Source organism: Pseudomonas sp. GW821-FHT03C07, from assembly GCF_059420925.1.
Genome location: NZ_JBWKUQ010000013.1, coordinates 105,463 through 130,263, shown reverse-complemented (window position 1 = coordinate 130,263; position 24,801 = coordinate 105,463). Strand labels below are relative to the sequence as shown.

Below are 24,801 nucleotides of genomic sequence, written 5' to 3'. Positions count from 1 at the left end.
CGCGCAGCGGTGGCCGGTATACGCAGCCTGACGTAAAGGCATACGTCATTTGACGTAGGGAAATTCGCACCAAGCTGGCGCAGGCTAGCGCCCCAGGCCCGTGCCACCTGACCGCCTCACGCGCAGGCCCGCGCACGGGTAACCGCTAAAGCGGCCCGGCAGTCTGGGGCATGAAAATTGCTCAATTTTTCACCACTACAACGCCAGGCACGGAGCGCCTTGACCGCAGGAGTCCTTCACCGTGCTACCACCCGGCACCCAGCGCATCGCCAAGATCCGTCGCGACTACAACAGCTGGGTCGCCGACGAGACCATGGAGGACTACGCCCTGCGCTACACGCCGAAGTCCTTTCGCAAGTGGTCGGAACTGCGCATCGCCAACACCGCCCTGGGCGCGGTGTCGTTCCTCGCCCTGGAGGCGATCGGCGGGGTGCTGGCCCTGAGTTATGGTTTCACCAACACCTTCTGGGCGATTCTCGCGGTGAGCCTGGTGATCTTCTTCACCGGCCTGCCCATCAGCTACTACGCCGCCCGCTACGGCGTCGACATGGACCTGCTGACCCGTGGCGCCGGCTTCGGCTACATCGGCTCGACCATCACCTCGCTGATCTACGCCAGCTTCACCTTCCTGTTCTTTGCCCTGGAAGCGGCGATCATGGCCCTGGCCCTGGAGCTGTACTTCCATATCCCGCTGGCCTTCGCCTATGTGATCTGCTCATTGCTGGTGATCCCGTTGGTGGCCTATGGGGTGACCCTGATCAGCCGCCTGCAACTCTGGACCCAGCCGTTATGGCTGGTGCTACTGGTACTGCCCTACCTGTTCGTGCTGGTGAAAAATCCCCAGGCTTTCAGCGACTGGACCAGCTTCCTCGGTCGCAGCACCAGCGGCGGCGACTTCAATCTGCTGGAGTTTTGCGCGGCCTGTACCGTGGCCCTGTCGCTGGTGACGCAGATCGGCGAACAGGTCGACTACCTGCGCTTCCTGCCGGAGAAAACCGCGGCCAACCGCAAACGCTGGTGGGCCGCCCTGCTCTGCGCCGGTCCGGGTTGGATCATCCCCGGCGCCCTGAAAATGGCCGCCGGGGCGTTCCTGGCCTTTCTCGCCCTGCAACACGAAATCCCCATGGAGCGCGCCGCCGAACCGACGCAGATGTACCTGGTGGCGTTCAGTTATGTGTTCTCTTCGCCGGAATGGGCCCTGGGGGCGATGGTGCTGTTCGTGTTCGTCTCGCAGATGAAGATCAACCTGACCAATGCCTACGCCGGCTCCCTGGCCTGGTCGAACTTCTTCGCCCGGGTCACCCACAGTCATCCCGGCCGCGTGGTGTGGCTGGTGTTCAATGTAGCGATTGCGCTGATGCTGATGGAGCTGGGGGTGTTCGACGTCATCGACCAGGTGCTCGGCCTCTACGCCAATATCGCCACGGCCTGGATCGGCTGCGTGGTCGCTGACCTGGTGATCAACAAGCCCTTGGGGCTGTCACCGAAACACATTGAGTTCAAACGCGCGCACCTCTACGACATCAACCCGGTAGGCGTCGGCTCGATGGTGATCGCCTCGTTGCTGTCGATCCTCGCCCACTTCGGCCTGTTCGGCACACTGGCCCAGGCCGCGCCGCCCTTCGTAGCCCTCGGCACGGCCCTGATCATGGTTCCGCTGCTGGCCTGGGCCACCGGCAGCCGCTATTACATCGCCCGCACCAGTGACCCGTTGCTGCTGCGGTCGGTGCAGCCGAGTACGCAGGTCACCTGTGGTCTGTGCAGCAATCCGTTCGAAGTCGCGGACATGGCGTTCTGTCCGGCCTACAGCACGCCCATCTGCTCGCTGTGCTGTTCGCTGGATGCGCGTTGCGGTGATCGTTGCAAACCCCAGGGGCGCCTGTCCGCGCAGTTCGAGTCGCTATTGCGCTGGTTACTGCCCAGCACCATGGTGCCGCGCCTGCACACCCGGCTGATGCATTATCTCGGTCTGCTGCTGGTGCTGATCCTGATGCTCAGCGGCGCCCTGGCGCTGATCTACGGCCAGGCCTCCCAGGGACTGCCCCATTCGGCAACCTTGTACCAGGCGTTTTTCAAGGCCTTCCTGACCCTCTCGATGCTGGCGGCGATCCTCGCCTGGTGGATTGTCCTGACCCGGGAAAGCCGCCATGTGGCCCAGGAAGAATCAACCCGCCAGACCCAGTTGCTGATGCAGGAAATCGCCGCCCACCGTGTCACCGACCAGGCGTTGCAGGATGCCAAGGAAGCCTCCGAGGCAGCCAACGCGGCCAAGAGTCGCTACATCACCGGGCTGTCCCATGAACTGCGCACGCCGCTCAACAGCATCCTCGGTTTTACCCAGAATCTGCAGCGTGACGCAGCCATGCCGGAACAGCACCAGGATGCCCTGGCGACCATTCTGCGCAGTGGTTCGCACCTGCTGTCGCTGATCGACGGCCTGCTCGATGTGGCCAAGATCGAGGCCGGCAAGCTGCGCCTGGAACTGACGGAGATTCCGTTCCCGGAACTGATCCACGACCTGGAGCTGATGTTCACTCCGCAGGCCCAGGAGAAAGGCCTGCGCTTTCGCCTGGAACTGATCGGCAAGATGCCGGCGGTGGTGCGTGGCGATGAAAAACGTGTGCGGCAAATTCTGATCAACCTGCTGGGCAATGCGGTCAACTTCACCGACAGCGGCGAGGTTTGCCTGCGGGTCAGCTACATGCGCGAAACCGCAAACTTCGAGATCATCGACACCGGTATCGGTATCGACCCCGAGCATATCGAGCGGATCTTCCAGCCCTTCGAGCGCGGCGACCTGATGCGCCAGGACAAGGGCGTCGGCCTGGGCCTGACCATCACCCGTATGCTCACCTCGCTGATGGGCGGCGAGTTGCAGGTCAGGAGCCAACAGGACAAGGGCACCTGCTTCCAGGTGCGGCTGTTTCTTTCCCAGGTGCGGGCGCCCCGAGCCGTGGTCCATGTCGAGCACGACATCATCGGCTACCAGGGACCACGACGCCGGGTGCTGGTGGTGGACGATCATGTCGACCATCGCAAGGTGCTCAACGGCATGCTCACACCGTTGGGCTTCGAAGTGGTGCAGGCCAGCAACGGCCAGGAAGCGATTCGTCAGGTCGCGTTGCTGGGGCCGGACCTGATCCTGATGGATCTGTCGATGCCGACCATGGATGGCTGGGAGACGAGCCGCCTGATCCGCCGCAATGCGCTGTCCACGGTGCCGATCATCGTGATCTCGGCCAATGCTTTCAGCGATGAGCGCAACCTGGCGAGTGCCTGCAATGACTATCTGGCCAAACCGGTGCGCACGCCGGAGTTGCTGGAGAGAATTCAGAAGCAACTTGATCTGCATTGGGTGCGGCGTGAAAAGCCGGCGCCGGCGGCACTCCCCGAACCCTGGGTCTTGCCCTCACACCCTGACCTTGTCGCCCTCGGCGAACTCAGCGCCATCGGCTATGTCCGTGGCTTGCAGGAAAAGCTCGACAGCATCCAGGCCGAGACACCCGACACGGCGGCGTTTATCGGGTCGATCCGCAAGCTGCTGAAGAACTTTCGCCTGGACGAAATCAACCGCACCCTCAAGGAGGCAGAAGATGAATGCACTGACCACAGTCGCTGAACCCGGTGTCGTGCTGATTGTGGATGACACGCCGGATAACCTCGCCCTGCTCTCCGATGCGCTTAACGATGCCGGTTATATGGTGTTGGTGGCGCTGGATGGGTTGAGTGCGTTGAACCGGATTGAACGCCGGCGCCCGGACCTGATCTTGCTCGATGCAATGATGCCGGGGCTGGATGGGTTTGAGACCTGTCGGCGGATCAAGGCGCAGCCGGAGAGTGCTGATATTCCAGTGCTGTTCATGACGGCGCTGACGGAGAGTCGGCATGTGGTTCAGGGGTTTGAGGTGGGCGGTAGTGATTACGTGACCAAGCCGATTCAGATTGATGAGGTGCTGGCTCGGGTTGCGGCGCATTTGCGCACCTCACGCATCCTGCATTCGGCGCGGGCGGCTTCGCAGCCAGTGGCGGCCTTGAGCCTGAATGATGAGCCGGCCAGCCAGGTGTTGTCGGCACGCTTTCAACTGACGGGGCGTGAAGTGGAAGTGCTGCGCTGGGTGGCCTGTGGGAAAACCAATCGCGATATCGGCACCATCCTGGACTTGAGCCCGCGTACGGTGAACAAGCATCTGGAGCACGTGTATATCAAGCTGGGGGTGGAGACGAGGACGGCGGCGACGTCGGTGGTGCTGTCGGCGATGACTGAGCATCGGCGGATGTAGCGGCCTTTAAGCCGTAGTTTGTAGTCCAGAGGCCTCAAAAAAGCACAAAACCTTGGAAACTGTAGCCCACGAGCATCACCCTCAGGAAACTGGAGATGGCTACAAGATTGAGTGAGGTAAGAGGCAATCCGGGGGACATTTTCCCAGGCTACTGGGAATCAGAGTCAGGTGGAGGTAGTAACCACTGCGGCCCCCGGACTCAAGAAGTCGATGTGATAACCAGTTGACCCATCACCGATGGCAACATGAACCCCGTCAACGCCCTCATTCATTTGCGAGTTAACACTGAAATCAACAATGGGTGCGAGCGATTTGTTAACGCCAATCGCAAACTCTGTTAGCTGCCCCCCACGGGGCCCGGCAGCGGCAATAAGCAGCTCAATTTCTTCTTTATTATCGACTTTGAATGACCTAAGCTTATTATTTTTCACGACCGCCATCGCCCCATATTCGGCTACTCGCCCAGTCAATTTCTTCAACTTATCCTTCAAATCTTGAGAACATGGTGAGTCGGATTTTCTGAGAACAGTCAGAATACCCGCTACTTTTAGAACACCCTCAGCGTGAAAGGGGCAGGGCTTGAGTGAATTCATATGTGCGTAGTGCACCTCAAAAAATTCCGCGACAGAATGAACAAAGTCCCCACAAACATCCTCCGCAATCAACGCATAGGGTTTGGCATCGTCGAAAATAGATACCTCCACCTGTGTATCCACACCTGTGACACGAAGGTGTTTATGGCACTCCAGCTTCTCCAGAACCTTTCGCTGCAACTGAAGCGCGCTTTGAATGTCACTCTGCAGCAGTAGTTCAAGAGTGTAGAACACACTATCAATGGAGGCATCAAAAACGTGAACAGCACAAAATATCAATTTTTTTACAGGTGACTCCCGGGCCTTCTTGAATACAAGCTTTGCCGCATCATCGCAAAATGAAAATACCACACAGTATTCCGGTAAAACCGCCAAATCACTCAGGTTTAGTGCCGGTACGCCAAGGCCCGCACACCTGGATGTAAACTCTTCCGAGTCAGACAAAATGCTTGGCATCCGGCCACCAAATAAAGTTTCGACCAGTTTGGACTTTAACATCGTAACTCCCTCATTATGAGGAAGGCATCAAGCGACTACCCTGACGCCAACGTAACAGATTTAAATTAAAGGACCCTCATAACGAGGGCCACGAAAGTGGCGGCCAAGAGAAAGCTTCGGAATCTGAAGCCATTCGGGTTAACAGAACGATTGGAGCTTTTAACTTTTTCATACCGCTGACACCTCACATAGATAAGTGCAATTGGATGACACCCAAACCTTTACGGAAAGGGCACAAATATTGAACACCTTCCCTCACACACAAAAAACTAGCCAAACGGATAGCTTTCTTATTAAATAAAAATAACAAAGATAAAACACATCACAAAAACGCATATATGCAAGATTTTACTGCAAGCTAAAAACCACAAACCAACAAGAACATGCCTACATATTTTTAAGCACCACATCAATGAATTACTCCCACCACAAAAAGTAATGTGATCCTTCACGCAAATACCCATCAATATGGCGGAGCGGATAAGTCATGCGCGATAAAAAAAGACATCTGTCAGATACTGCCCTTCAACAATCACTTGATCTTCCTGACCTGACCGAAGCGTCATCTCCCCCCCATGCGATCAACCTGTTAGTCCACGAAATCCTTGGCGGGCTTGCTCTTCGGGGTTGGCCGAACGCTCAAGTCCGGACAGGTCCCCGGGTTGTTTCTGCCGAAGAGAACTATGGATTGCTCGGCTACGCCCCCAGCGAAATCACACTGGGTAGCGAGCACACCCGCTGGGTCAACGAACACGCGCTGTTGCGCACGCAAACCACCAGCCAGATCCCTTTCGCACTGCAACAGGCGGCTGAAAGACGACAACCCGGCGAAATGATTCTCCTGGCCGCTCCGGGTATTACCTATCGACGGGATACCCGTGATCGTTGGCATTGCGCCGAACCGCACCAGATGGATATCTGGGTTCTGGGGGAACCGGATCTTTCAGCACGGAAACACTTGCTGCGCCTGGTGGGCGACATCCTTCAACTCGCGGTGCCCGGCCATACCTGGGTGACGGCGGACAGCCCTCACCACTACACCGAGGGCGGTATCGAAGTGAATGTCGTCACACCGGAGCGACCAGTGGAAGTGCTTGAATGTGGCTGCATCGCCCGCTCATTGCTGGAAAGACTGGAGATTGACCCGCTTCGGCATGGCGGGTTGGCGCTGGGAATGGGCCTGGATCGGCTGACGATGTTGCGCAAGGGTATTCCGGATATCCGCTTGTTGCGCGACCCGAACATCCGGGTTCAAGCACAGATGCATGACTTGTTGCCGTGGAAAGCCGTATCCCGCCTGCCGTCGATCAGCCGGGATATCTCCTTGGCGGTTACCCCTGGGCAAAGTGAAGAGGCATTGACTGAAAAGATGCTGGCGGCGGCGGGAGACCGTGCGGGGTGGATTGAAGAAATGCAGGTCAAGGGACGCTGGTGCGAGGATCAATTGCCGACCCAGGCGATTGAACGACTGGGGTTGCTACCTGGGCAGGAAAATGTACTGCTGCGGGTGGTTTTGCGCGACAGCTCACGGTCGATAACCACGGTGGAGGCCAATAGGCTGTATGAGGTTATACAGTCGGCGTTGCATGAGGGCACGGTCGGAGGTGGTTACAAGATTGAATGAAACAAGAGGTCGTTTTTCCGGTGATTTGGCAGGGCCAGCAAGACAACTCGCTTTCCCTCGCGTGAAATTTCCTAGAAAATCCTGACCGCTTGCGCCCGCCAATTTCGGTGGCTAGTCTTCAGTCCGTCACTGCCTATTCAGTGATCGGGTTTAGTCGCCCGGGATAGATTGGCGCACAGCGCCCCCTTGGAATGAGGCGTTTTTTATTGCCTACATTTTATGGTGGCTGTGCGCAGGGCACCTTCGGGTGCGCCGGTTTCTCCAATCTTCCGGTCGACTAACCTGTGCACAGCTGCCACCCTCAATCGTTTAGTCGCGATGGCGTGGTGGCTCCAACCGCTAGCTAGATTGGAGATTTACCATGTACAAAGTCACACCCAACCCACCGGGAACATCCGGTATCGATAGCATCGACCCACAAGCCGCTGATCGCGCTTTGGCGTACTACATACTGCCTCAAGGCGGCGGTCCAAAACGCCCTGGTGTCACAGGAACACAAAACCAAGCCCCTGCCCCGCAAAGTCGAGAAGACGCTCTCGTCAGCGCCAGCTCAATCCTGGACTCCGCTGCCGCCACCGCCTATGAGAATGCGGACAACCTCACGGGCGCCAATCGTAAAGTGGCGATGGGTGTGGTGCATCTGATCGAGTTGGCTCAACGGCAGGTGGATTCAGTGATAGACGGACAGTCGTCAGCGGTGGCGACCTGACGTAAACGAGTGTGGTGTGAAGGGGAGCGGCGCTCCCCTTTTCCCTCTCACGAGAACATCGTTACCATAGAGCCACACGCGCCCGAAGTAATCGCAACGTGTTGCAAGACAGGATCACCACCGTAAAACAACGCGCTCACGCCCATCAAACATGACGAGGCAACCTGATTCATGGTCAAACCTGTTCGCTCACCAAAACCCGAGCCTGATCTGCTGTTACTGCACATTGAGTTGAAATGGATCGAACCGGCCATCTGGAGGCGCGTGGCGGTGCCCGAAAACATCACCCTGGGCAGATTGCACCGGGTGTTCCAGGCGGTGATGGGCTGGGAAGATTGCCATATGCACGAGTTTGAGATTGCCGGCGAGAAGTACGGTATTCCCGATTCCGAAGGCTGGGGCCCCCCCGTGAACTCAGAGGCTCGCAAAACCCTGATCAAGGCCTTGAACGGGAAAAAGACGTTCAGCTACCTCTATGACTTTGGCGACAGTTGGGAGCACACGATCAAGGTTGAAAAAAACCTCCCCGCCGCCGCCTGCCCTCAGGTGCCCTACTGCGTCGATGGCGCCAATGCCTGCCCGCCGGAAGATGTGGGCAGTGTGCCGGGCTATGACGAATTCGTTGAAGCGATGAAAGACCCCAAGCATCCGGAGCACGAATCGGTGCTGGAATGGTATGGGGAGCTCTTCGACCCGGCGGCTTTTGACCTGGGGCTCGCCAACCGGTGGCTGAAGCAGATCAAGGTCTGAGTGGTGACTGTTCAGGCTTGAAGTGGGTGGAAGCGGCGCGATAAGGAGACATAGAGTCAACTCCCTGTATGTCCGCTTGGTGCTCATTCGGCGAACGCTACCAGTGAGGCCCGATATTCCTAGCGTTTTTTCGACGCCAACAACTCAGAGCGGCCAATCTGTTCCCGGTGTCGCTCTGGCGGCCGAGGGCCTGAGAATTCCGCGCCCGTAATGGCTGCCTCCAACCCCCGCAAGTGCGGAGCTGATTTCTGACTACGTAATGACTCCATGCCATCGTTCCAGGCATGCACCATATGCTTGGCAACATCTCGCCACGCGGGCTCGTTCTTCGCCGCCTCGATAACTTCGCCCCCCACCGCGACTGCTGACTCACACAGCTGCTCGACCATTTCGGCGTAACGACGCGGGGCGATGCCAAGGCGAGCATTGAAGAACATCTCCAGTGTTCGCCCTGGAGTCCAGGTCTGACGCCCACCGATAGATAGCCCGGGCGCATTATCCGCGAAACGCGGATAGGCCTGAGTCGTGACCAGGTCATAGACCGGTGTAAAGGCCACATCGGTTCGCGACGTGTAATAAAGCGCGATGTTCTTGGCGTGGCAATCTGCGTTACGTACCACATAGTTACTCAGCAACTGCCAACCGAAATGCTCTCGCTGCTCACGCAAGTGTTGTGCATCAATATAGGCCCGGGTGGCATTCCAAACTCTCTCCATCGTGGTTGCGTACTTCTCGTGGGGCGGCAAGCCCAGCAGCCCACAGGCATCTTCCAATCCCCATTGCGGTACGCCGTATTCATCGACATCGAAACGATCCACGACCAGAACACGGCCATCATCTGACATACGACATTTGGCAACCGGAACGGTATTCAGACGCTCCAGTACCCGCATGGTGTAAAACTCGTTGAAGCCCAGATAAGGCGTGTTGTCATCCGATCCTTTAATGATGTGAAATCCGGTGCGCAACGTGGGCTTACCCAAAGGTAGATCGCCTGCCTCGGCCTGTTGGGCGATGAACTTTGGGACCACTCCCGAGATCGCCGCCCGAGCATAGCGACGGACCAGTTTGGCGAAGTGCTCGGAGGTATTTTCAGCTGTCAAAAGGTGGCCGATATCCAGCGGATCCGCTTCCAGCCCCGGCTTTAGCCCTTCAGGTGTCACCGCAACCCGACCGATACCCGCACCGCCGATGACCGCCAACAGAGACAAGTCAGTACCGTCAAGCAGCGGCCCGAACTCTTCACGAATAACGCCCAGCAAATATCCTTCAGGCAAGTTTTGCCGAAAGAACGGAAAGAGGTCACGCGGCCAACGCCAAGCTTCTTCGCGCACAGGCAGGGTCAAACTGACAAAGTCTGCCGCGTCTGTACCGGGAAAATACTTCAGCACGTATTCGTCCCGTTCACGGTACAGCTTGGCTACCGCTCTCCCACTGACATGGACATCCAGGATCATCGCTCAAACACTCCCTGTCGCTGCTCAGCGAGAATATCCTCGACCGTGCGCTGATGGCCTGCCTTCACCAGCTTCAAGTCATAACCCGCCGCCTCCAGCAATCGCACCAGAGCCGAAACACTCATATCGCCTTTGGCCAAGGTTTCCATGCGAGCGACAGTTGAACGCGCCACGCCTGCACGGCTCGCGATCGCCTCCTGGCTGAGATGTGCCTCACGACGAGCTTCCTTCAGCATATGCGCCACATCGAACAAGGTGCTCATCTGTAGCCCCCTGGCATCAAAAAGTACGTAACATTCAATTACTGTAGCCTTGGAGGCACAAATTCGCAATGCTCATAGTGCTTCAGGCAGATTTGATTGGACATCAAGGCTGAATGACAAGCTGTAGCCCAGGGGACTCAAAAAATCATAAACCCTTGAAAATGTAGCCCATGAGCATCACTCCCCGGAGACTGAAATCTTCGGCGATTGAGGAGCTGCCCACAGGGGCAGCAAGCTGACGAAAAGGCATGACATGAAGGGAAGCTGTTGCTCCCCTTTTTTCACGCAGGCCTCTGGACACTTGGCTGACTTCACTGGCTAATACTTCCTTCAATCCTTTCGGCTCACTCACTTCGGACTCGTCAATAGTGCTGAACCGCAACGCTCTGATGGCCCAACTCTCTGCCACACCCGATGACATTGCCGCGCGTGCTTCGCTTTATCGTGCTCTGCTCGACAGCGGGGAGGTTTCACTGGATGGATTACGAGTCGCTGCCGGTCTGTGCGATCCGGCTGCTATCGCTGTTGTCGCGCAGTTGAACGCCACCGCGCATACCAATCGCCCCAAGGCACTGTTATCGCAGCTTCGCGGACTGCCCGTAGACCATGTGGAGTTGGATAACGCCGAGCCTGACTGGCTTGATGCCCTGGCTGGGCTGCCACTGCGTACGCTGGTACTCAACAGCCCGAAATTCAGCTTCGATCAGACTGTATGGCAACGTTTGCCAGCCGTTGCCCTCGAGACATTGGAAATCAGTGGCTTTTCGCGCGATGACAACGCCAGCAGCCTTCCATCACTCGAACGGTTGCGCCGACTGAAGTTGGAAACCTACGGCGAAGACTTCGACGACCGTTTCCTCCACCAACTCGGCAGTGGCGCGCTGCAGGAGTTGTCGTTGAACCGTTGTGATGAGGTCACCGACGACGGCCTGCTCGGACTGTCACGACTCAAGTTGCGCTCACTCACCTTGAATCGCGCAGGGGAACTCACTTCACGTGGAATGCGGCACTTGGGTCATCATCCACTCGAACAGTTATCTCTGGGCTGGAATGGCGCAATCCTGAAGGACCCTTCCTGGCTCCGCGGCCTGACCGCATTGCGCTCGCTGAGCCTCGATTACTGTTACGCAACCGACGCCATGCTCCACGCTATCCAGAGCCTGCCGATCGAACGGCTTTCGCTGCAATCTTCGTATATCTGTGAGGACGACATTGCCGAACTGGAAGGCATGCCACTCGCCGATCTGGATCTCAAGTCTTCACAGCAAATGATCGAGCGGCTCGATGTACTGCACGCGTTTCCACTGAAGCGCCTGGGGCTCTCCGATGTGCAAGGCATCGACGCGCATACATTGTCCGACCTGCGTGGTTTGGAGCTGGAATCACTGGACCTTTCATTGAACGACATCACAGGGAAGGAACTGAAACAATTGGCGGGTCTGCCGCTGAAGCGGCTCAATCTCAGTTTTTGTCGCGGCATCGACGGCAAGGCTTTGCGAATGCTCGTCGAATTGGGATTGCCGTTGGAGCAACTGGAGATAAGCGGTCTGGATCTACGCGATGCCGACTTGGCCTGTTTGCGCGATCTACCGCTGCAACGCCTCGGTTTATATGAAAGTCCTTGGCTCACTGACGCCGGAGTCGCCCACCTGGCGCGTCTGCCTCTGCGAGATCTGACGCTTGCGGCAGGCCCGGGGGAATCGCAGATCACTTCAGCCGTAGTGTCCGTGTTGGAGCAGTTGCCGCTACAAAAATTGTGGTTGCCGAACTGCTCAGGGATCAGCGCAGAGGGGTGGGATCGCTTGGCCAGATTGCCAGCCCGCGTGACGGGCCCCGGCGTTTGACACTCGCCTGGAGAGGGCCTGAATCTCGCAACATAAGGACTTTACAGGGACAGGATGCGTTATCCGATGATCCAACCCCGGGGCTCATGAAAACAGACCTGCGTGCCACGACATCACACGCAGGTCATGAACGCCCCTACAAGACGGGTTGTTGGAACGGGTGGACTGACTCAAATGTCACTAGACCGGGTTAAACTGCCACTCTTGGTAGCTGTCCTCGCCCGTTTGATCGTCCCATTGGATACAGTAATGGTCATTGCCCGTACTGCGATCTTGAGGGCCGATATATTTTTCAGAGTTCTGATTACGAATCAGCCAGTTGCCGTTCTGGAGCTGTTTGAAGTCCCACTCCTGAAAGGCCACACCCTGAGTATGGTACTGGATGACCGTGGCACCATTATCGGTACTACGTCCCCGGATACAGGCAACATTCATGCTGTACTGATTCAGTAATATCCAAGAGCTTTTTCGAATCTGAATAATACTCCAGACCTGTGGACTTTCCAAAACCGGGAGATTCAAGGAGTCACGAATCGTCAAACTGGCATCATCTTTACTCCAGTTGGCAGTATTCCCTTCAATACTTAAATAACGACCGCTTTTTATATTTTGAATCATCACACGTGCATGCACTTGCTTGGGATCGATAGCCATTTCAATTTACCTTCCTGGTGAGTGGTCACCTGACAGCCACCCGACCTCGACCCGTGACCACTATGGGCAAAGGCTGGCTTACCACACGAAATGTCATTGCAATATTCGGCCGTGCCGAGACTGGCGAGGAGACTGTGGGGATGAAACGCCATGAGCGCCATCCGGTATTCGGAAACCGTTAAGCAGGTCGTCTTGAAAGCAGTCTGGGCTAGGTGCGATGAACGATAGGCCAGATGATGTGCATTTGCCATTTTTTAGCCACACCGGTCATCGGCGAAATGACTGCCAATGAGCATCATTTTCTGAAGACTGGAGGTGGTGACACGATTGCATGTGGCCCCCGGTGGCAAGAGGTGATTCAGGAGCCGTTTTCCCGGTGATCTTGCAAGGCCAGCAAGACAACTCGCTTTCCTTTGACTGAAGTTTCCTAGAAAATCCTGACCGCTTGTGCTTGCCAATTTCGCTGGCTAGTCTTCAGTCCGTCACTGCATATCAGTGATCGGGTTTGGTAGCCCGGTATAGATTGGCGCACAGCGCCCCCTTGGAATCAGGCGTTTTTTATTGCCTGCATTTTATGGTGGCTGTGCGCAGGGCACCTTCGGGCGCGCCGGTTTCTCCAATCTTCCGGTCTACCAACCTGTGTACAGCCGCCACCCTCAAATCGTTTGGTAGCGATACTGGTGACGGCTCCATCCGTGAGATTGGAGATTTGCCATGTACAAGGTCACACCCAACCCGCCGGGAACCCTCGGTACCGAAAGCATCGACCCCCAAGCCGCTGATCGCGCCTTGGCGTACTACATACTGCCTCGGGGCGGCTGTCCAAAACGTCCTGGTATCACAGGAACACAAGACAAGTCCCCTGCCCGGCAAAGCCGAGAGGAAGCCCTCGTTAACGCCAGTTCAATACTGGACTCCGCTGCCGCCACCGCCTACGAAAACGCCGACAATCTCACTGGCGCGAATCGCAAGGTGGCGATGGGCGTAGTGCATCTGATCGAGTTGGCTCAACGGCAGGTGGATTCAGTGATTGAGGAGCAACCCGCAGATGGAACAAGCTGACTAGGTACAAAATCAGCGCGCGATTAGAAAAGGGAGCCTAGCTCCCCTTTTCACTCACTAGTAGAATGCTCGCCCTTAGACCATGACCCGTCCCGCCATATCCCATATCGAGGCTGATGGGTAAAAAAATGGTTCTTCACGGAATCCCGGGAAACACAGAAACAAGAACGCCGATTTGATTGATGATGTTCGTGCGAGCAAACACATCTAACAAACCGGCGTTCTTATGCGCTATATTAATACTTTCCTTCCTTTTTGGGAGGGCTTTTCTGTCGTCACGATCAAGCCTGATGGCGACGCGCTACAGATCGACCTGACTCCCCACGCCACCCGTTTCCCTTCCTGTGGCGGGTGCCAAAAACCCTGTTCAACTACTCATGAGTATTGCGAGCGAGTCGTTCGTGATTTGCCCATTCTCGGCCGTGCGGTGCGCCTCAGCGTTTTGCTCAGGCGTGTTGGCTGTCGTGACTGCGGTAAGCGCATGGAGGCTGTCAGTTGGCTGGATCGCTATGCCCGCATGACGCGCCGTTTGGCCGATGCGGTCATTCAAGCCTCGGAGCGCCTTCCCACGCTACACGTGGCTCAACTGTTTGGGCTGCATTGGGACACCGTCCGGTTGCTGGAGCGTCGAGCCTTGCAAGCGGCGCTGAGTAATCTGCCAAAGGCGCAACCGCGACGCCTGATAATGGATGAGTTCGCCCTGTTCAAAGGTCATCGTTACGCCAGCGTTGTGCTGGATGCGGATACACGACGAGTGCTGTGGATCGGCGAAGGCCGCAGCCGGGCGGCGGTCAGGCCATTCTTCGAGGAGCTAGGGCCATAGGGTTGCGCTCGAATCGAAGCGGTAGTGATGGACATGAACACCGCTTTTGACCTGGAGGTTCGCCAGCACTGCCCCAAAGCGCGAGTGGTCTACGACCTCTTCCATGTGGTGGCCAAATATGGCCGAGAGGTGATTGATCGGGTCCGAGTCGACGAAGCTAATCGGCTACGCCACGACAAGCCTGCTCGTAAGGTCATCAAGCAAGCGCGATGGCTGTTACTGCGCAATCCGGAGAACCTGAAAAAGCCGGAACAACGGGTGCATTTGCAGGATTTGCTGGCGGCCAACCAATCGTTGATGACGGTCTACTTGATGAAGGCTGAACTCAAAATGCTCTGGACGCCGAGTACCGCCTGGGGCTGGAGATCGGCTTGGAAGCAATGGTTACGCCATGCTCATGAAAGCGCGATACCCGCCCTGATCCAGTTCGCCGGACGGCTAAAGGATTACTGGCGGGGCATCGTAAGCCGGGTTCGCTGGCCGATGCACACAGGTCAGTTGGAAGGAATAAACAATCGAATAAAGGTCATCAAGCGAATGGCGTACGGTTACCGGGATAGCGAATTCTTTTTCATGAAGATCAAGAGCGTCTTTCCCGGTAATCCGTGAAGAACCAAAAAAATGGGCGCCGCCAGAATATGGGAACAAACTCCCTGGCTGCGGCAGAGACACTCCGGGTGACTTCATCTAATGTCAAACGAGCACGCTTGACTCTTTGTAATTTATCATCCATTTCAACAGCAGCGACACGATCCATCAGCGCACCTAACTTTACGAGAAAACAATAAAGCTCCAATGCCGATTTTCTAACTGCTACTCCACAAAACATCTATTTATTTCATCGTAGCATCTCGCAAACGCTCCCTGCCACATGCTGCGCAAGTTTTACAGGCACAGCATTCCCTAGCTGTCGCATAATTTCTCCCCATGTGCCATCGAAAATAAAATTATCTGGAAAAGTCTGGATTCGAGCACATTCCCGAACAGTAAAATAACGCACCGAACCGTCAGGGCGGCGCAACATATTTTCTCCACCTGGAACACCATGATCTCCAGCTTTCAATGCTTTTGCTGGTTCATCTAATGGGCTTCCAGTATGACCTGGATAGCTTCTTGCTCCAGGCTGAAATCGGTGTGCCTGTATCAATGGGTAGCTTTTTTTCTCAGGATCAGGGAGATCTGTAATAGCATCTCTGACCGTCTGCCAAGGTTGGAGTGAAACCGTCGCGTCCTTCTGCAGGGCTGCAAGTTTTTTATCAATCTTTGCCGGACGCTCAGGTCTATGACATTTTGCTACTTTATGCTTATCCCAGTACTCGCCTGTTACCCATTGATCACGCAACAGCGCGTCCACACTATGCGTTTCAGCTGGAAACGTCCACGGCCGATGCACATCGGCACGAAAACCTACAATAAATACACGCTCACGTTTTTGTGGTACACCGTAATTCGCAGCGTTCACCAAACGGGTCACCACGTGATATTCACTTTTCCGGCCCTTTGTTTTGTGTTTTTCCAATCGAGCTAAATGTTCAAGCCATTCTTCGCCAATCTTGGCTTCAAAGCTCGGATACTCGAGCTGCAGCAAGATGTAATTAAAATAATTGTAAAAAGAAGCTCGCGTGAGCCCTCGTACATTTTCAAATACAAAAGCCCGCGGCCTTACCTCCCGAACAGCCCGAACAGCCTGGGGGAACATATCGCGGTCGTCTAAAAAACTGCGATGCTTTCCTCCCATTGAAAATGGCTGACACGGGGGCCCACCCGTAATCATATCGAGGCCTTCAAACCCTCTAAAGCTAAAATTCCGAACGTCGCCTTCGGTCACATCAGGCCAATGAGCAACTGGCTCCACACCATGTCGTTTGTTGGTCCGCAAGGTCTCACAAGCGTGCCTGCTCCACTCAACCACCGCTTTATGGCCAACGCCGCTTAGGGAAAAACCAAGTCCCAGACCACCGGCTCCCGCGAATAGCTCGATTGACTGCAGCCCGTTAGGGACTACCTCCTCGCAATGCACAGAGGCTCGTGGGAAAACGGTAATGGCCATTATTCACCTCTTAACCAGGTGGCGTGGTTGACTGGTGTCTCGGTGGCTGCCGAGACACCAGTCACTTTTAAAAATCGGGGGGCGGATTCTACACGCATGCGCGCTGTGTTTATCGGAACAAACTGGCAATCTGTGCATTTGGCATCGCACCACCCTGATGACTGTATATAAACACAGCAAAATCTCTATGAAAAGGCCTCTCCGACCAGCAAACCGTGTCGTCCACACAGTCTTACCTACCTCAGCTCATCTCTCAGTCGTCAGGGCATTTTCAAAAAATAGACTCTACCGCAATCGCCCTGAGGCGATCCGTTTGAGTGAGGCCAGCCCTAAACAGGCTCCAGTGGATCAGAGAGCTACCGGCGCCCTGTAGCTGGCGCCTTACCAGCCTATGAGATCCCGTATATTAGAAAAACTCTATTCAGGGAACGAAATTACCTAGGTCGAGCCGTAGAAGTGGCGCCAAGAAACGAAAACAAGACACGCTGTAACTGATTCAAGTCCTTCAGGGCACACTCCCAGACTACCAGTGTCTCCCACCCTTCATCCTGAAGCCGCCTCAAGTTGAGCTCGTCGCGCACCTTGTTACGCTCGAGTTTCGTCAGCCAGAACCCTTGATTCGACTTGGGGATTCTGGCGAGGGCGCACCCTTGATGACGGTGCCAGAAACAGCCATGTACGAAAATGACTTTACGCTTCCGGGGAAAAACCAGATCCGGCTTGCCAGGCAGCTTCGCTTCGTGCAGTCGATAGCGAAATCCTGCAGCGTGCAATAAGCGTCGGACCACCATCTCGGGATGGGTGTTCTTGCCCTTGACCAACGACATTACATGGCTACGCTCACGCGAGCTGATGGTATCCACCATAATTTTCGTCCTTTACGATCGCATCGGTTGGTAGGGTCTTGCTCCAGCGTTCACCTTCCTATTCCTCGGCTTTCTCGCTAGAGTTCATCTACTCGAAGTTCGCTTACAAGGATTGCTATTGGATGGCACCATATCAACCGTCGAAAGGCATGGTTTCTCGCCCGACTCTCGGAGTCGAAGCCGGGTTTGTAGCGCTCAGAGCTCAAGAGCAGCGAACTCTTAAACCCGACAACACAGAACTCGTGACGAGTGACAAATTGGACAATCCTGGAGGCCTGGTAGCGCTAGTCCGAGCCTCATTTTTTAAAAATACTGATCTCGCAGCTACAAACCTCAAAAAGTCGAGCGCATCTACTGATACGTATCGGCTGAGGCTTGGCACCGAGGAGGGGAAATGACTCAAGAATTGGATCTCACCCCTGCGCCGCGCGTGCTGCAGATGCTTGGCGAAATCAATCTAGAGCAGTGGCGCTGCCTGGCGGAGCTAGTCGACAATTCGATAGACGGCTTTATCGATTCGGCGCGATCCGACGACACTATTGAACAGCCCGAAATCGCCGTTAGCATCCCCACGGCGGATACTGAAAATGCGCGAGTGTCCGTAAAGGACAACGGCCCGGGGATGTCTCTAGGAGTGCTAGAAAATGCCCTCCGTGCTGGGTGGTCAGGTAACGATCCCCTATCTAAACTCGGCCTTTTTGGCATGGGCTTTAATATTGCGACTGCGCGGCTCGGCCTCGTCACAGAGGTCTGGACAAGCCGTAAAGGGGATCCAGAACAGGTTGGCGTTCGCATTGACCTTGAAGAGCTTCGGTCTTCAGGCAATTATAGAGTACCTCGTCAAACTCGGCCTAAGGCAAACCATGAGGACCACGGTACCGAGATCATCATCACCCGGTTGAAGCCAGAGCAACGAGCCTTTCTCGCTCGTGCGAATAATCGAACTGCCATTAAAAAGCATTTAGCTAAAGCATACTCTTCGCTCCTTTCCAGCTCAGAGGCCGGTGCTATTCGATTGACGCTGGGTGGCGCGAGGATTACCCCACTCCGTCCATGCGTCTGGGATGAGAGCAGGTCTGTGGAACTGCCTGACAGCACGGTAGTGTGCGCAGTAGAGCGCTTCGACGTCGCGCTGGCCCCGCGGCGATATTGCGAGCATTGCATGCGCACACTGACAAGCGAGCAGGAACACTGTCCTACTGGCGGACCACACTGCAAAATTATCGAGACACTTCGCAAAATCAGGGGCTGGGTAGGCATCCAACGATACTTAGACAAGACAGATTTCGGTATCGACTTCATCAGGAATGGCCGGAAGATCGAAATAGGAAATAAGGATCTCTTCACCTGGAGCGATGGAGAGACTGACGAGATTGAGTATCCAATTGATGACCCCAGGAGTCGTGGGCGCTTCATCGGGGAAATCCATCTCGATCATTGCCAAGTCAGCTATACAAAGAACCGATTTGAACGCGACGACCCAGCATGGAACGAGATGGTTCGTGTGATCCGCGGCGAAGGCCCGTTACGGCCTAATACTGCACGCCAGAAAGGGTTCGATGGAAATCGAAGCCCACTCTATAAACTATTTCAAGCGTTCCGTCGCACCAGTCCTCAGGGCAAAAACGGGCTTTGGTCTCGAGTCATGGTGGTCCAAGACAATGATCGAGCCCAACAAATGGCCGGCCTATTTGCCAATGCAGATGCTGACTATTTAACCGATGAACGATGGTGGCAACTAGTTGAAGAACAGGACACAAAGATTCTTGGCGATGTATCTGGAACTAATGATGCTGTTGTAATTCCCGAAGGTTTTCTCGGAGGGGCTTCGACTCCAGAGAGCTCTGGCGCGAATGAAAGACCTAGCGCTGAAGCCAGCGAGCCGCCAGTGGCACCGCCTCTGGTAATACCCGCACCGGCACGCCGACCGATTTTCGAGTTGACCCGTAAATACATCCACCCTACATACCGAGCTGAGTTCGAAATAGAGGCATTCTCTGTAGATCCCACTGATCCGCAATTACCAGCGGGGCAGCCTTGGACTGTCCGCTTGGAAGATGTAGCTACACGCACCTACTCCTACTTGGTCGATTCAACACACGAGGTATTCCGATCCTCAACAATGACCCCGCTAGATGCTCTTCTTGTCGATATAACATATCGAACGATCGAGTTTCTCCGAGGCCATAGCCAGGACGCAACAGTGGCAAGTGTTCTCGCAGACTTTCGCGCGGAGTACAGCGGAGATACGAGATTAGATGAACAGGAAATCATCGCCGTTGCTAGCAGTATTCTGAACGACATCTGCCGCGCCGCAGCTAGCCTCGTAGGTGAGAGCATGGCACGAATAACACATGAAGAGCTGTCGGGGCGTGAGAAAGAAGGGATCGCTCGTCGAATGGCAGGGCGAAGCGTTGCTGACCCACAAGCACTAATTGCGAGTGGTCGGTATTGGGAATATGCCGACGGCAGCACCGTACGGAAGCTTTTCCTAAGACATCCTAATATTTTCCTTGATGGTAAATACTGGGAGGACGCGTACATTGCGCTCGACTTCGGTGCAGCAGAAGTTACGAACGATGCTCGGTCTTCAACAGTCGCGCGCTATGACGCATATCTCGGGGATGCCATCTGGCTCGCAGATCAGACACCTGCAGACCTAGCACTTGCATCCCGGGATGCCGTAATTCGAGCAACCTGCTCGCTTCGCCTTCTGAGACCGGATGCAGTGATGTGAGCGCAGAGCCATTTCTTAACGCACAACGCCTATTGAAAGGACCGTGGCAAGCTTTCGAGCGTGACGTGGCCCGGCTTCTCGTGTGTAACAGCTTTGAGGACGTTCGACTGATCGGAGGCTCCGGCGATGCGGGTGCTGATGTTTTGGGTGTTAAAAATGGCGAACTGTGGGTAATCCAATGTAAGTTCACCTCCAATGGATACCCATCAGCCACAGCTATTGATCAAGTTGGAGAGGCCGCCCGCTATTATCAGGCCGATCGAATTTATGTCGCAACTAGTCGTCGGGTCGGACCAGCTATGCTGGAGTCGGTTCGCCGGTGGGGCGCACTTGGGGTAACGATCGGAGTACTGGAGCCAGCAACCCTTTTGGAAATGGCACGCCGAAGCCCAGAATACCCTCCCTCTAGACGTGAACTCCGTGACTATCAACTCGAAGCCGTTGACAAGTTTGTCGGATGTCTACGTGAAACCGGCCGCGCCCAAGTAGTACTGGCAACAGGCCTTGGGAAAACTGTTGTATTGGCTGAAAGCATCGCGCAGCTGTTCCGTGATGAGGCCATACCAGGAGGACGAGCACTCGTCCTCGCGGGAACAAGAGAGTTGGTCGATCAACTACAAAAGGCATTTTGGGATCAACTTCCAAAATGGATTCCTACGCATAGAATGATTAGTGGAGAATTTCCATCCGAATGGGACGGGATCACATTCGCAACTGTACAAAGTGCTGTGTCACGGTTAGAAGAGCTGCCTGAATTTGGCCTCGTACTTATTGATGAGGCGCACCACGTTGGCTCAGACAGTTTCCGTAGGGTAACCGATAAAATGGTGGAGGCGATGATCGGAGGAGTTACCGCGACACCATGGCGCGGAGACGGTTACGATATCGATCATTTGCTAGGCCCCCCGGTTATTCGAGTTGGAATAGCGGAAGGGCTTCGTAGAGGCTTCCTTTGCGAGGCGGACTATCGACTGCTTGCTGACAATATTGATTGGACATTTGTCCGTTCTCAATCTCGCAATAGATATTCGCTCACCCAATTGAATAAACTGCTCTTGCTACCAACTCGAGATGAAGAAGCAGCGCGCGCAATTCGCGAAACCTTCAACAAAGAACTACGGCGCTCGGCTATAATTTTTTGCTCCTCGGTTACACACGCGAAAAGTTTCGCGGCAATGTTGAGGCTTTTCGGTTTTCGCTCCGAGCCGATCACCGGCGACATGATGCCTCGCGACCGTGACCGAACAATGGCAGCATTTCGCAAGGGCTCTCTCGACATTGTAACAACCCGTGACCTTTTCAACGAAGGCGTCGATGTTCCCGATGTAGATATGATTGTTTTCATGCGTGTCACACACAGCCGACGCATATTTGTACAGCAACTAGGTCGAGGGTTACGTATTAGCCCCAGAAAAAAGAAAGTTGTCATTCTCGACTTCGTCAGTGATTTGCGTCGCATTGCCGAGGTTATTGAGTTAGAAAAAGCTGCTCGTGGAGACATCGAGCGGCTACGTCTACCGGGAGTGGTGCAGTTTCGCGACGAGGGCGCTGGCACCTTTATGTTAGATTGGATGAAAGACCAGGCTGATCTTTTTACCCGCGAGGGAGATCCTACACTCGACCTCCCTGCATTCGATTTTCCAGCGCCGCACAATAGAGGAGGAACTCAATGACGGCAATTCCGACTGCAATACGAGACGCACTTAGAGAGAAACTCTGGGAACAGTGTGACGACCTCGGATGGATGTCACTCCAAGACACTGAGCGTGCACGGCACTATGAACTTTGGACGCGAGATGCCTCTATCGGTGGGCAGTTGGCACATGTAATGGACGCAAGAAAAGTTCGAGTCTACATTAAGGATTCGTTAGTGAAGCCTTACGTTCGGAACCGGTTGTCGCTGAGCGAAACCGAAGTCTGGCGAATGCTTGGCTTAACTCACCTTGATCTCGTAGATCAGATTTTTATCAAACCACACGGTCGAAGACTTGAGGATGGTCGTGTCATAGGATGGGGCCGTAGTCGCGATTGGAAGTCAATTTTGATGACGATTTTCGAGCGTGGTCGTGCGCACAAATCCTTTTCTTCATTCGGTGTCATTCTGCTTGAGAGTGGTAAAACCGAGAGTGAGCATACCCGCGAGCTGGTTAGAGAGGCCGCTAAACGACTCGGAATCAACAAGTTGCTCTGGCTGGAGTAAACATGAAAAATAAATACTCCGGCTGGTACCCAAAATCAGTTACCGAGGTGTCAGCGTTATGGGATAACGCAATTTTTGTTGCCGATGCGAATGTTTTATTACATTGCCTTCGCCATCCTGCTGCGGTGCGCAACGAGCTTCTGCGGCTATTTGACGCCCTCAAGGCATCACTATGGATTCCATATCAAGTTGGGCTCGAGTTTCATCGCAACCGTTTGGACGTTGAACTTGGAGCTCAAGACGCATATGAAATATTAATCAAAGACTTAGATGCGGTTCTTGAAAAAGCACGTGAGAGGCTGCGACAGCTACGCGCACACCCAACTATTAGCGTACCAAAAGAGCTTGCCGCACTGGATATATTCGCAACAGACTTTCATGGGCGCATGATTGCTGCGCAGACAGCACACCCCTCAGAGGAAATCACTGAAGCTGTATCTAGACTTACACAGTTGTTGGATGGCCGCATTGGTGACAAGTGGACACGAGAACAGCTTAATGCGTTAAAGAAAGAGGGCGAGGATCGCTATGCTAAGAAAGTTCCACCGGGTTATAAGGATGCCAAGAAGGATGCAGGGGAATTCGATAAATTCGGCGACCTCATCATTTGGAAAGAAATGATAGCAAAATCAAAAATGGATAACCGCCCGATAATTTTTATCACTGATGACGTCAAAGAAGATTGGTGGTGGATCCATAAAGGAAGAAAGCTCGGCCCTAGACCAGAGCTGGTAGAGGAATTTAAATCTGAAAGCGGGCAAGACTTTCACATTTATGAATTTAGTCAATTTCTTCGATTTGCGGCCGGGCGCTTTACGGAAATAAAGGCGAATGTTAGCCAAGTAGAAGAGAGCCTTCTCGCCGACGAAAAAGCTCGACAACGACAAACCGACGCTGCTGAGGCCGTGGGAAATGAGATCAGGGTCCGACAATTAGAAGACGAGCGAGATGAAATAATTGCACTACTATCAGGGGTGCCTGGCACCTCAGCTATAACTGTGGCCACAGACCGCACAGGCCTCCGCACACGCTTGAAAGAACTAGATGAGTTGATTTTGACGCATTTGAACAGACCTGCTGACAGCGCCGGTAGCGAACATCCCTCAGACGACCACAGAAACCAGTTTAGTTAGAGCATCATAACCAACTCAAAAAAACCAGCCCAACTCCGGACAAGAAGCAATAGAGCCGGAATGGCCGGAACTGGGTATTCAAATTTGCGCTGACACGCTGTACCTGGATGCCTTGGCCCAATCGGCTCTCGATGAGAAAACACGCGTTTTCATCGGTTGGAACGCCAAATTTGGAGACCTCGTTCGCAAGTAGTGGCTGCATTGAATGTGGCATCGCAATCGCTGGCAAGCCGGCTCCTACGCAGGTCCGGTTTCCACAGGTAGGGTGATGCCTTGCTTTGAGTCCTTGGCCGAAATGTTATCTACAGGAAAGGGCTGATCCAGCTAGGTCTGCGGATTGACCTTCAAAACAGCTCTCGCTCCTACTCAGTTGACTGCTCACGGTCCACCACGAAATCAGCGGCTACGCCCTCACCATCAAACCAGCTATCCCAAGACTCACCCACAGGGGTAATAATCCGGGTTCTGCCGATAGCGACAGCATCAACACGCTTTACGTTGTCAGGTAGCACAGCGGCCTTTGGCAAGCGCACGACCCGACTACGACTGCTCTGAAATACGGAGCCTTTCTCCATGTAACACCTCGGGGATATGTAAACGACCTCTCCAAATCATCCCTGAATGGACTCGTTGGATTCCCGGTGCATTCGAGTCGGTCGACCACTACACAAGCCTGCTGGGGTGCCGGCAGTTCATCAAAATCAGTCATCTTCCCGCTCGTCCTTCACTCGAGTGGTCAGGAGTATGTCCAGTACCTTCATCACCGCCAGCACAGTGCTCAGATCAGGATCGCCCCTGTCGCCAAATGAACGAGCAAGATGCTCCACGGACAGTCCCGACTCACGGGCCATCTTGTCCACACCATAAGCGCGAATCACGACACCGAAGGCTTCAGCCGCATCGTCAATGCTGCCACCCTCCAATGAACCCGATAGAAAAAGGGAAATATGCTCCCGATCTCGAAACTCTATCGGGGAATCATCACCATTCAACAAATCACACATTCTTCAGCCACCAAAACAGGTTTATCTTTTCAGCTCAACCGCCAGCCAGCGCCGGCCGGCGTCAGTCAGGCGATACCGTTGCAGGCGACTCTTCGGATGGTCGGATAATGTCATTTCCAGATAGCCCGCAGTGAGAGCAGGCAAAACATAGGCCTTGCGGAAGTGATCGGCGTTCTTCAATCCCATTGAAGTCTGTAGTTCCTGACGGCTCATTTCGCCCGCAACAACCTTGAGCAACTCTGCGACTTCCATGG

At 54.6% G+C, this 24,801-nt stretch carries 21 protein-coding genes and 1 pseudogene; 12 read left to right on the top strand and 10 right to left on the bottom strand.

Going from position 1 to position 24,801, the window contains the following annotated elements; translation table 11 throughout:
* Window positions 1–241: 241 nt before the first annotated feature.
* Together AC07VG_RS23085 and AC07VG_RS23080 are read left to right on the top strand one after the other, a co-directional pair.
* Window positions 242–3,619: an ATP-binding protein gene (locus AC07VG_RS23085; RefSeq protein ID WP_495021932.1), complete on the top strand. Its 3,378-nt coding sequence runs from the start codon at window positions 242–244 to the stop codon at window positions 3,617–3,619.
* Entirely contained in the window at window positions 3,594–4,280 is a 687-nt protein-coding gene (locus AC07VG_RS23080; RefSeq protein WP_191486392.1) for a response regulator transcription factor, read from the top strand. The genes AC07VG_RS23085 and AC07VG_RS23080 overlap by 26 nt, the downstream gene beginning before the upstream one ends.
* A gap of 164 nt (window positions 4,281–4,444) precedes the next feature.
* Here AC07VG_RS23080 and AC07VG_RS23075 read toward each other — a convergent pair whose 3' ends face one another.
* A complete protein-coding gene (locus tag AC07VG_RS23075) occupies window positions 4,445–5,371 on the bottom strand; it encodes a CgnE/CgnB domain-containing protein (RefSeq protein ID WP_495003141.1) in 927 nt (308 codons plus the stop codon).
* Between the two features lie 487 nt (window positions 5,372–5,858).
* Here AC07VG_RS23075 and srmL point away from each other — a divergent pair, with 487 nt between their 5' ends.
* The 3 genes from srmL (at window position 5,859) to AC07VG_RS23060 (ending at window position 8,454) form a co-directional block, all read left to right on the top strand.
* On the top strand, window positions 5,859–6,995 hold the full coding sequence (srmL, locus tag AC07VG_RS23070; protein WP_495021931.1) for a PheS-related mystery ligase SrmL: 1,137 nt from the start codon (window positions 5,859–5,861) through the stop codon (window positions 6,993–6,995).
* A gap of 361 nt (window positions 6,996–7,356) precedes the next feature.
* On the top strand, window positions 7,357–7,704 hold the full coding sequence (locus AC07VG_RS23065; protein WP_495021930.1) for a DUF6124 family protein: 348 nt from the start codon (window positions 7,357–7,359) through the stop codon (window positions 7,702–7,704).
* Window positions 7,705–7,875: 171 nt separating this feature from the next.
* Window positions 7,876–8,454: a plasmid pRiA4b ORF-3 family protein gene (locus tag AC07VG_RS23060; protein WP_495021929.1), complete on the top strand. Its 579-nt coding sequence runs from the start codon at window positions 7,876–7,878 to the stop codon at window positions 8,452–8,454.
* A gap of 119 nt (window positions 8,455–8,573) precedes the next feature.
* Here the strand turns inward: AC07VG_RS23060 and AC07VG_RS23055 are convergent, their stop codons facing one another.
* From AC07VG_RS23055 to AC07VG_RS23045, 3 genes are all read right to left on the bottom strand, one after another.
* A complete protein-coding gene (locus AC07VG_RS23055) occupies window positions 8,574–9,911 on the bottom strand; it encodes a type II toxin-antitoxin system HipA family toxin (RefSeq protein ID WP_495021928.1) in 1,338 nt (445 codons plus the stop codon).
* Window positions 9,908–10,174 carry a helix-turn-helix domain-containing protein gene (locus tag AC07VG_RS23050; RefSeq protein ID WP_495021927.1) on the bottom strand — a complete coding sequence of 89 codons (267 nt, stop codon included), beginning with the start codon at window positions 10,172–10,174 and terminating at the stop codon, window positions 9,908–9,910. The genes AC07VG_RS23055 and AC07VG_RS23050 overlap by 4 nt, the downstream gene beginning before the upstream one ends.
* 145 nt (window positions 10,175–10,319) lie before the next feature.
* On the bottom strand, window positions 10,320–10,526 hold the full coding sequence (locus AC07VG_RS23045) for a hypothetical protein (RefSeq protein ID WP_495021926.1): 207 nt from the start codon (window positions 10,524–10,526) through the stop codon (window positions 10,320–10,322).
* A gap of 37 nt (window positions 10,527–10,563) precedes the next feature.
* Here AC07VG_RS23045 and AC07VG_RS23040 point away from each other — a divergent pair, with 37 nt between their 5' ends.
* Window positions 10,564–12,018, top strand: coding sequence for a leucine-rich repeat domain-containing protein (locus AC07VG_RS23040; RefSeq protein WP_495021962.1), 1,455 nt, complete (start codon window positions 10,564–10,566; stop codon window positions 12,016–12,018).
* A 180-nt stretch (window positions 12,019–12,198) separates the two neighbouring features.
* On the opposite strand, the gene AC07VG_RS23035 is transcribed toward AC07VG_RS23040, so the two are convergent.
* Complete coding sequence (locus AC07VG_RS23035) at window positions 12,199–12,672, bottom strand: RICIN domain-containing protein (RefSeq protein WP_495003138.1); 474 nt, start codon at window positions 12,670–12,672, stop codon at window positions 12,199–12,201.
* 714 nt (window positions 12,673–13,386) lie between these two features.
* On the opposite strand from AC07VG_RS23035, the gene AC07VG_RS23030 reads away from it, so the two are divergent.
* Window positions 13,387–13,734: a DUF6124 family protein gene (locus AC07VG_RS23030; protein ID WP_495021925.1), complete on the top strand. Its 348-nt coding sequence runs from the start codon at window positions 13,387–13,389 to the stop codon at window positions 13,732–13,734.
* Between the two features lie 226 nt (window positions 13,735–13,960).
* A pseudogene (locus tag AC07VG_RS23025) lies at window positions 13,961–15,166 on the top strand (ISL3 family transposase).
* Window positions 15,167–15,395: 229 nt separating this feature from the next.
* Here the strand turns inward: AC07VG_RS23025 and AC07VG_RS23020 are convergent.
* Together AC07VG_RS23020 and AC07VG_RS23015 are read right to left on the bottom strand one after the other, a co-directional pair.
* Window positions 15,396–16,607, bottom strand: a complete 1,212-nt coding sequence (locus AC07VG_RS23020) for a DNA cytosine methyltransferase (RefSeq protein WP_495021924.1) — start codon at window positions 16,605–16,607, stop codon at window positions 15,396–15,398.
* Window positions 16,608–17,041: 434 nt separating this feature from the next.
* Window positions 17,042–17,473 (bottom strand): very short patch repair endonuclease, encoded by a 432-nt coding sequence (locus AC07VG_RS23015; RefSeq protein WP_495021923.1) that lies wholly within the window; start codon window positions 17,471–17,473, stop codon window positions 17,042–17,044.
* Window positions 17,474–17,867: 394 nt separating this feature from the next.
* Between AC07VG_RS23015 and AC07VG_RS23010 the strand changes: the two genes are divergently transcribed.
* The 4 genes from AC07VG_RS23010 (at window position 17,868) to AC07VG_RS22995 (ending at window position 23,543) form a co-directional block, all read left to right on the top strand.
* Complete coding sequence (locus AC07VG_RS23010; RefSeq protein WP_495021922.1) at window positions 17,868–20,210, top strand: ATP-binding protein; 2,343 nt, start codon at window positions 17,868–17,870, stop codon at window positions 20,208–20,210.
* Window positions 20,207–21,883, top strand: coding sequence for a DEAD/DEAH box helicase family protein (locus tag AC07VG_RS23005; RefSeq protein ID WP_495021921.1), 1,677 nt, complete (start codon window positions 20,207–20,209; stop codon window positions 21,881–21,883). The genes AC07VG_RS23010 and AC07VG_RS23005 overlap by 4 nt, the downstream gene beginning before the upstream one ends.
* Window positions 21,884–22,080: 197 nt before the next feature.
* A complete protein-coding gene (locus AC07VG_RS23000; RefSeq protein WP_495021920.1) occupies window positions 22,081–22,410 on the top strand; it encodes a hypothetical protein in 330 nt (109 codons plus the stop codon).
* 2 nt (window positions 22,411–22,412) lie between these two features.
* Complete coding sequence (locus AC07VG_RS22995) at window positions 22,413–23,543, top strand: PIN-like domain-containing protein (protein WP_495021919.1); 1,131 nt, start codon at window positions 22,413–22,415, stop codon at window positions 23,541–23,543.
* Between the two features lie 362 nt (window positions 23,544–23,905).
* Here the strand turns inward: AC07VG_RS22995 and vapB are convergent, their stop codons facing one another.
* From vapB to AC07VG_RS22980, 3 genes are all read right to left on the bottom strand, one after another.
* Window positions 23,906–24,118 carry a type II toxin-antitoxin system VapB family antitoxin gene (vapB, locus tag AC07VG_RS22990; RefSeq protein ID WP_495021918.1) on the bottom strand — a complete coding sequence of 71 codons (213 nt, stop codon included), beginning with the start codon at window positions 24,116–24,118 and terminating at the stop codon, window positions 23,906–23,908.
* A gap of 126 nt (window positions 24,119–24,244) precedes the next feature.
* Entirely contained in the window at window positions 24,245–24,547 is a 303-nt protein-coding gene (locus AC07VG_RS22985) for a helix-turn-helix domain-containing transcriptional regulator (protein ID WP_495021917.1), read from the bottom strand.
* Window positions 24,548–24,568: 21 nt separating this feature from the next.
* Window positions 24,569–24,801: Fic family protein (locus AC07VG_RS22980; RefSeq protein WP_495021916.1), on the bottom strand; the 233-nt coding region annotated here is incomplete at its 5' end.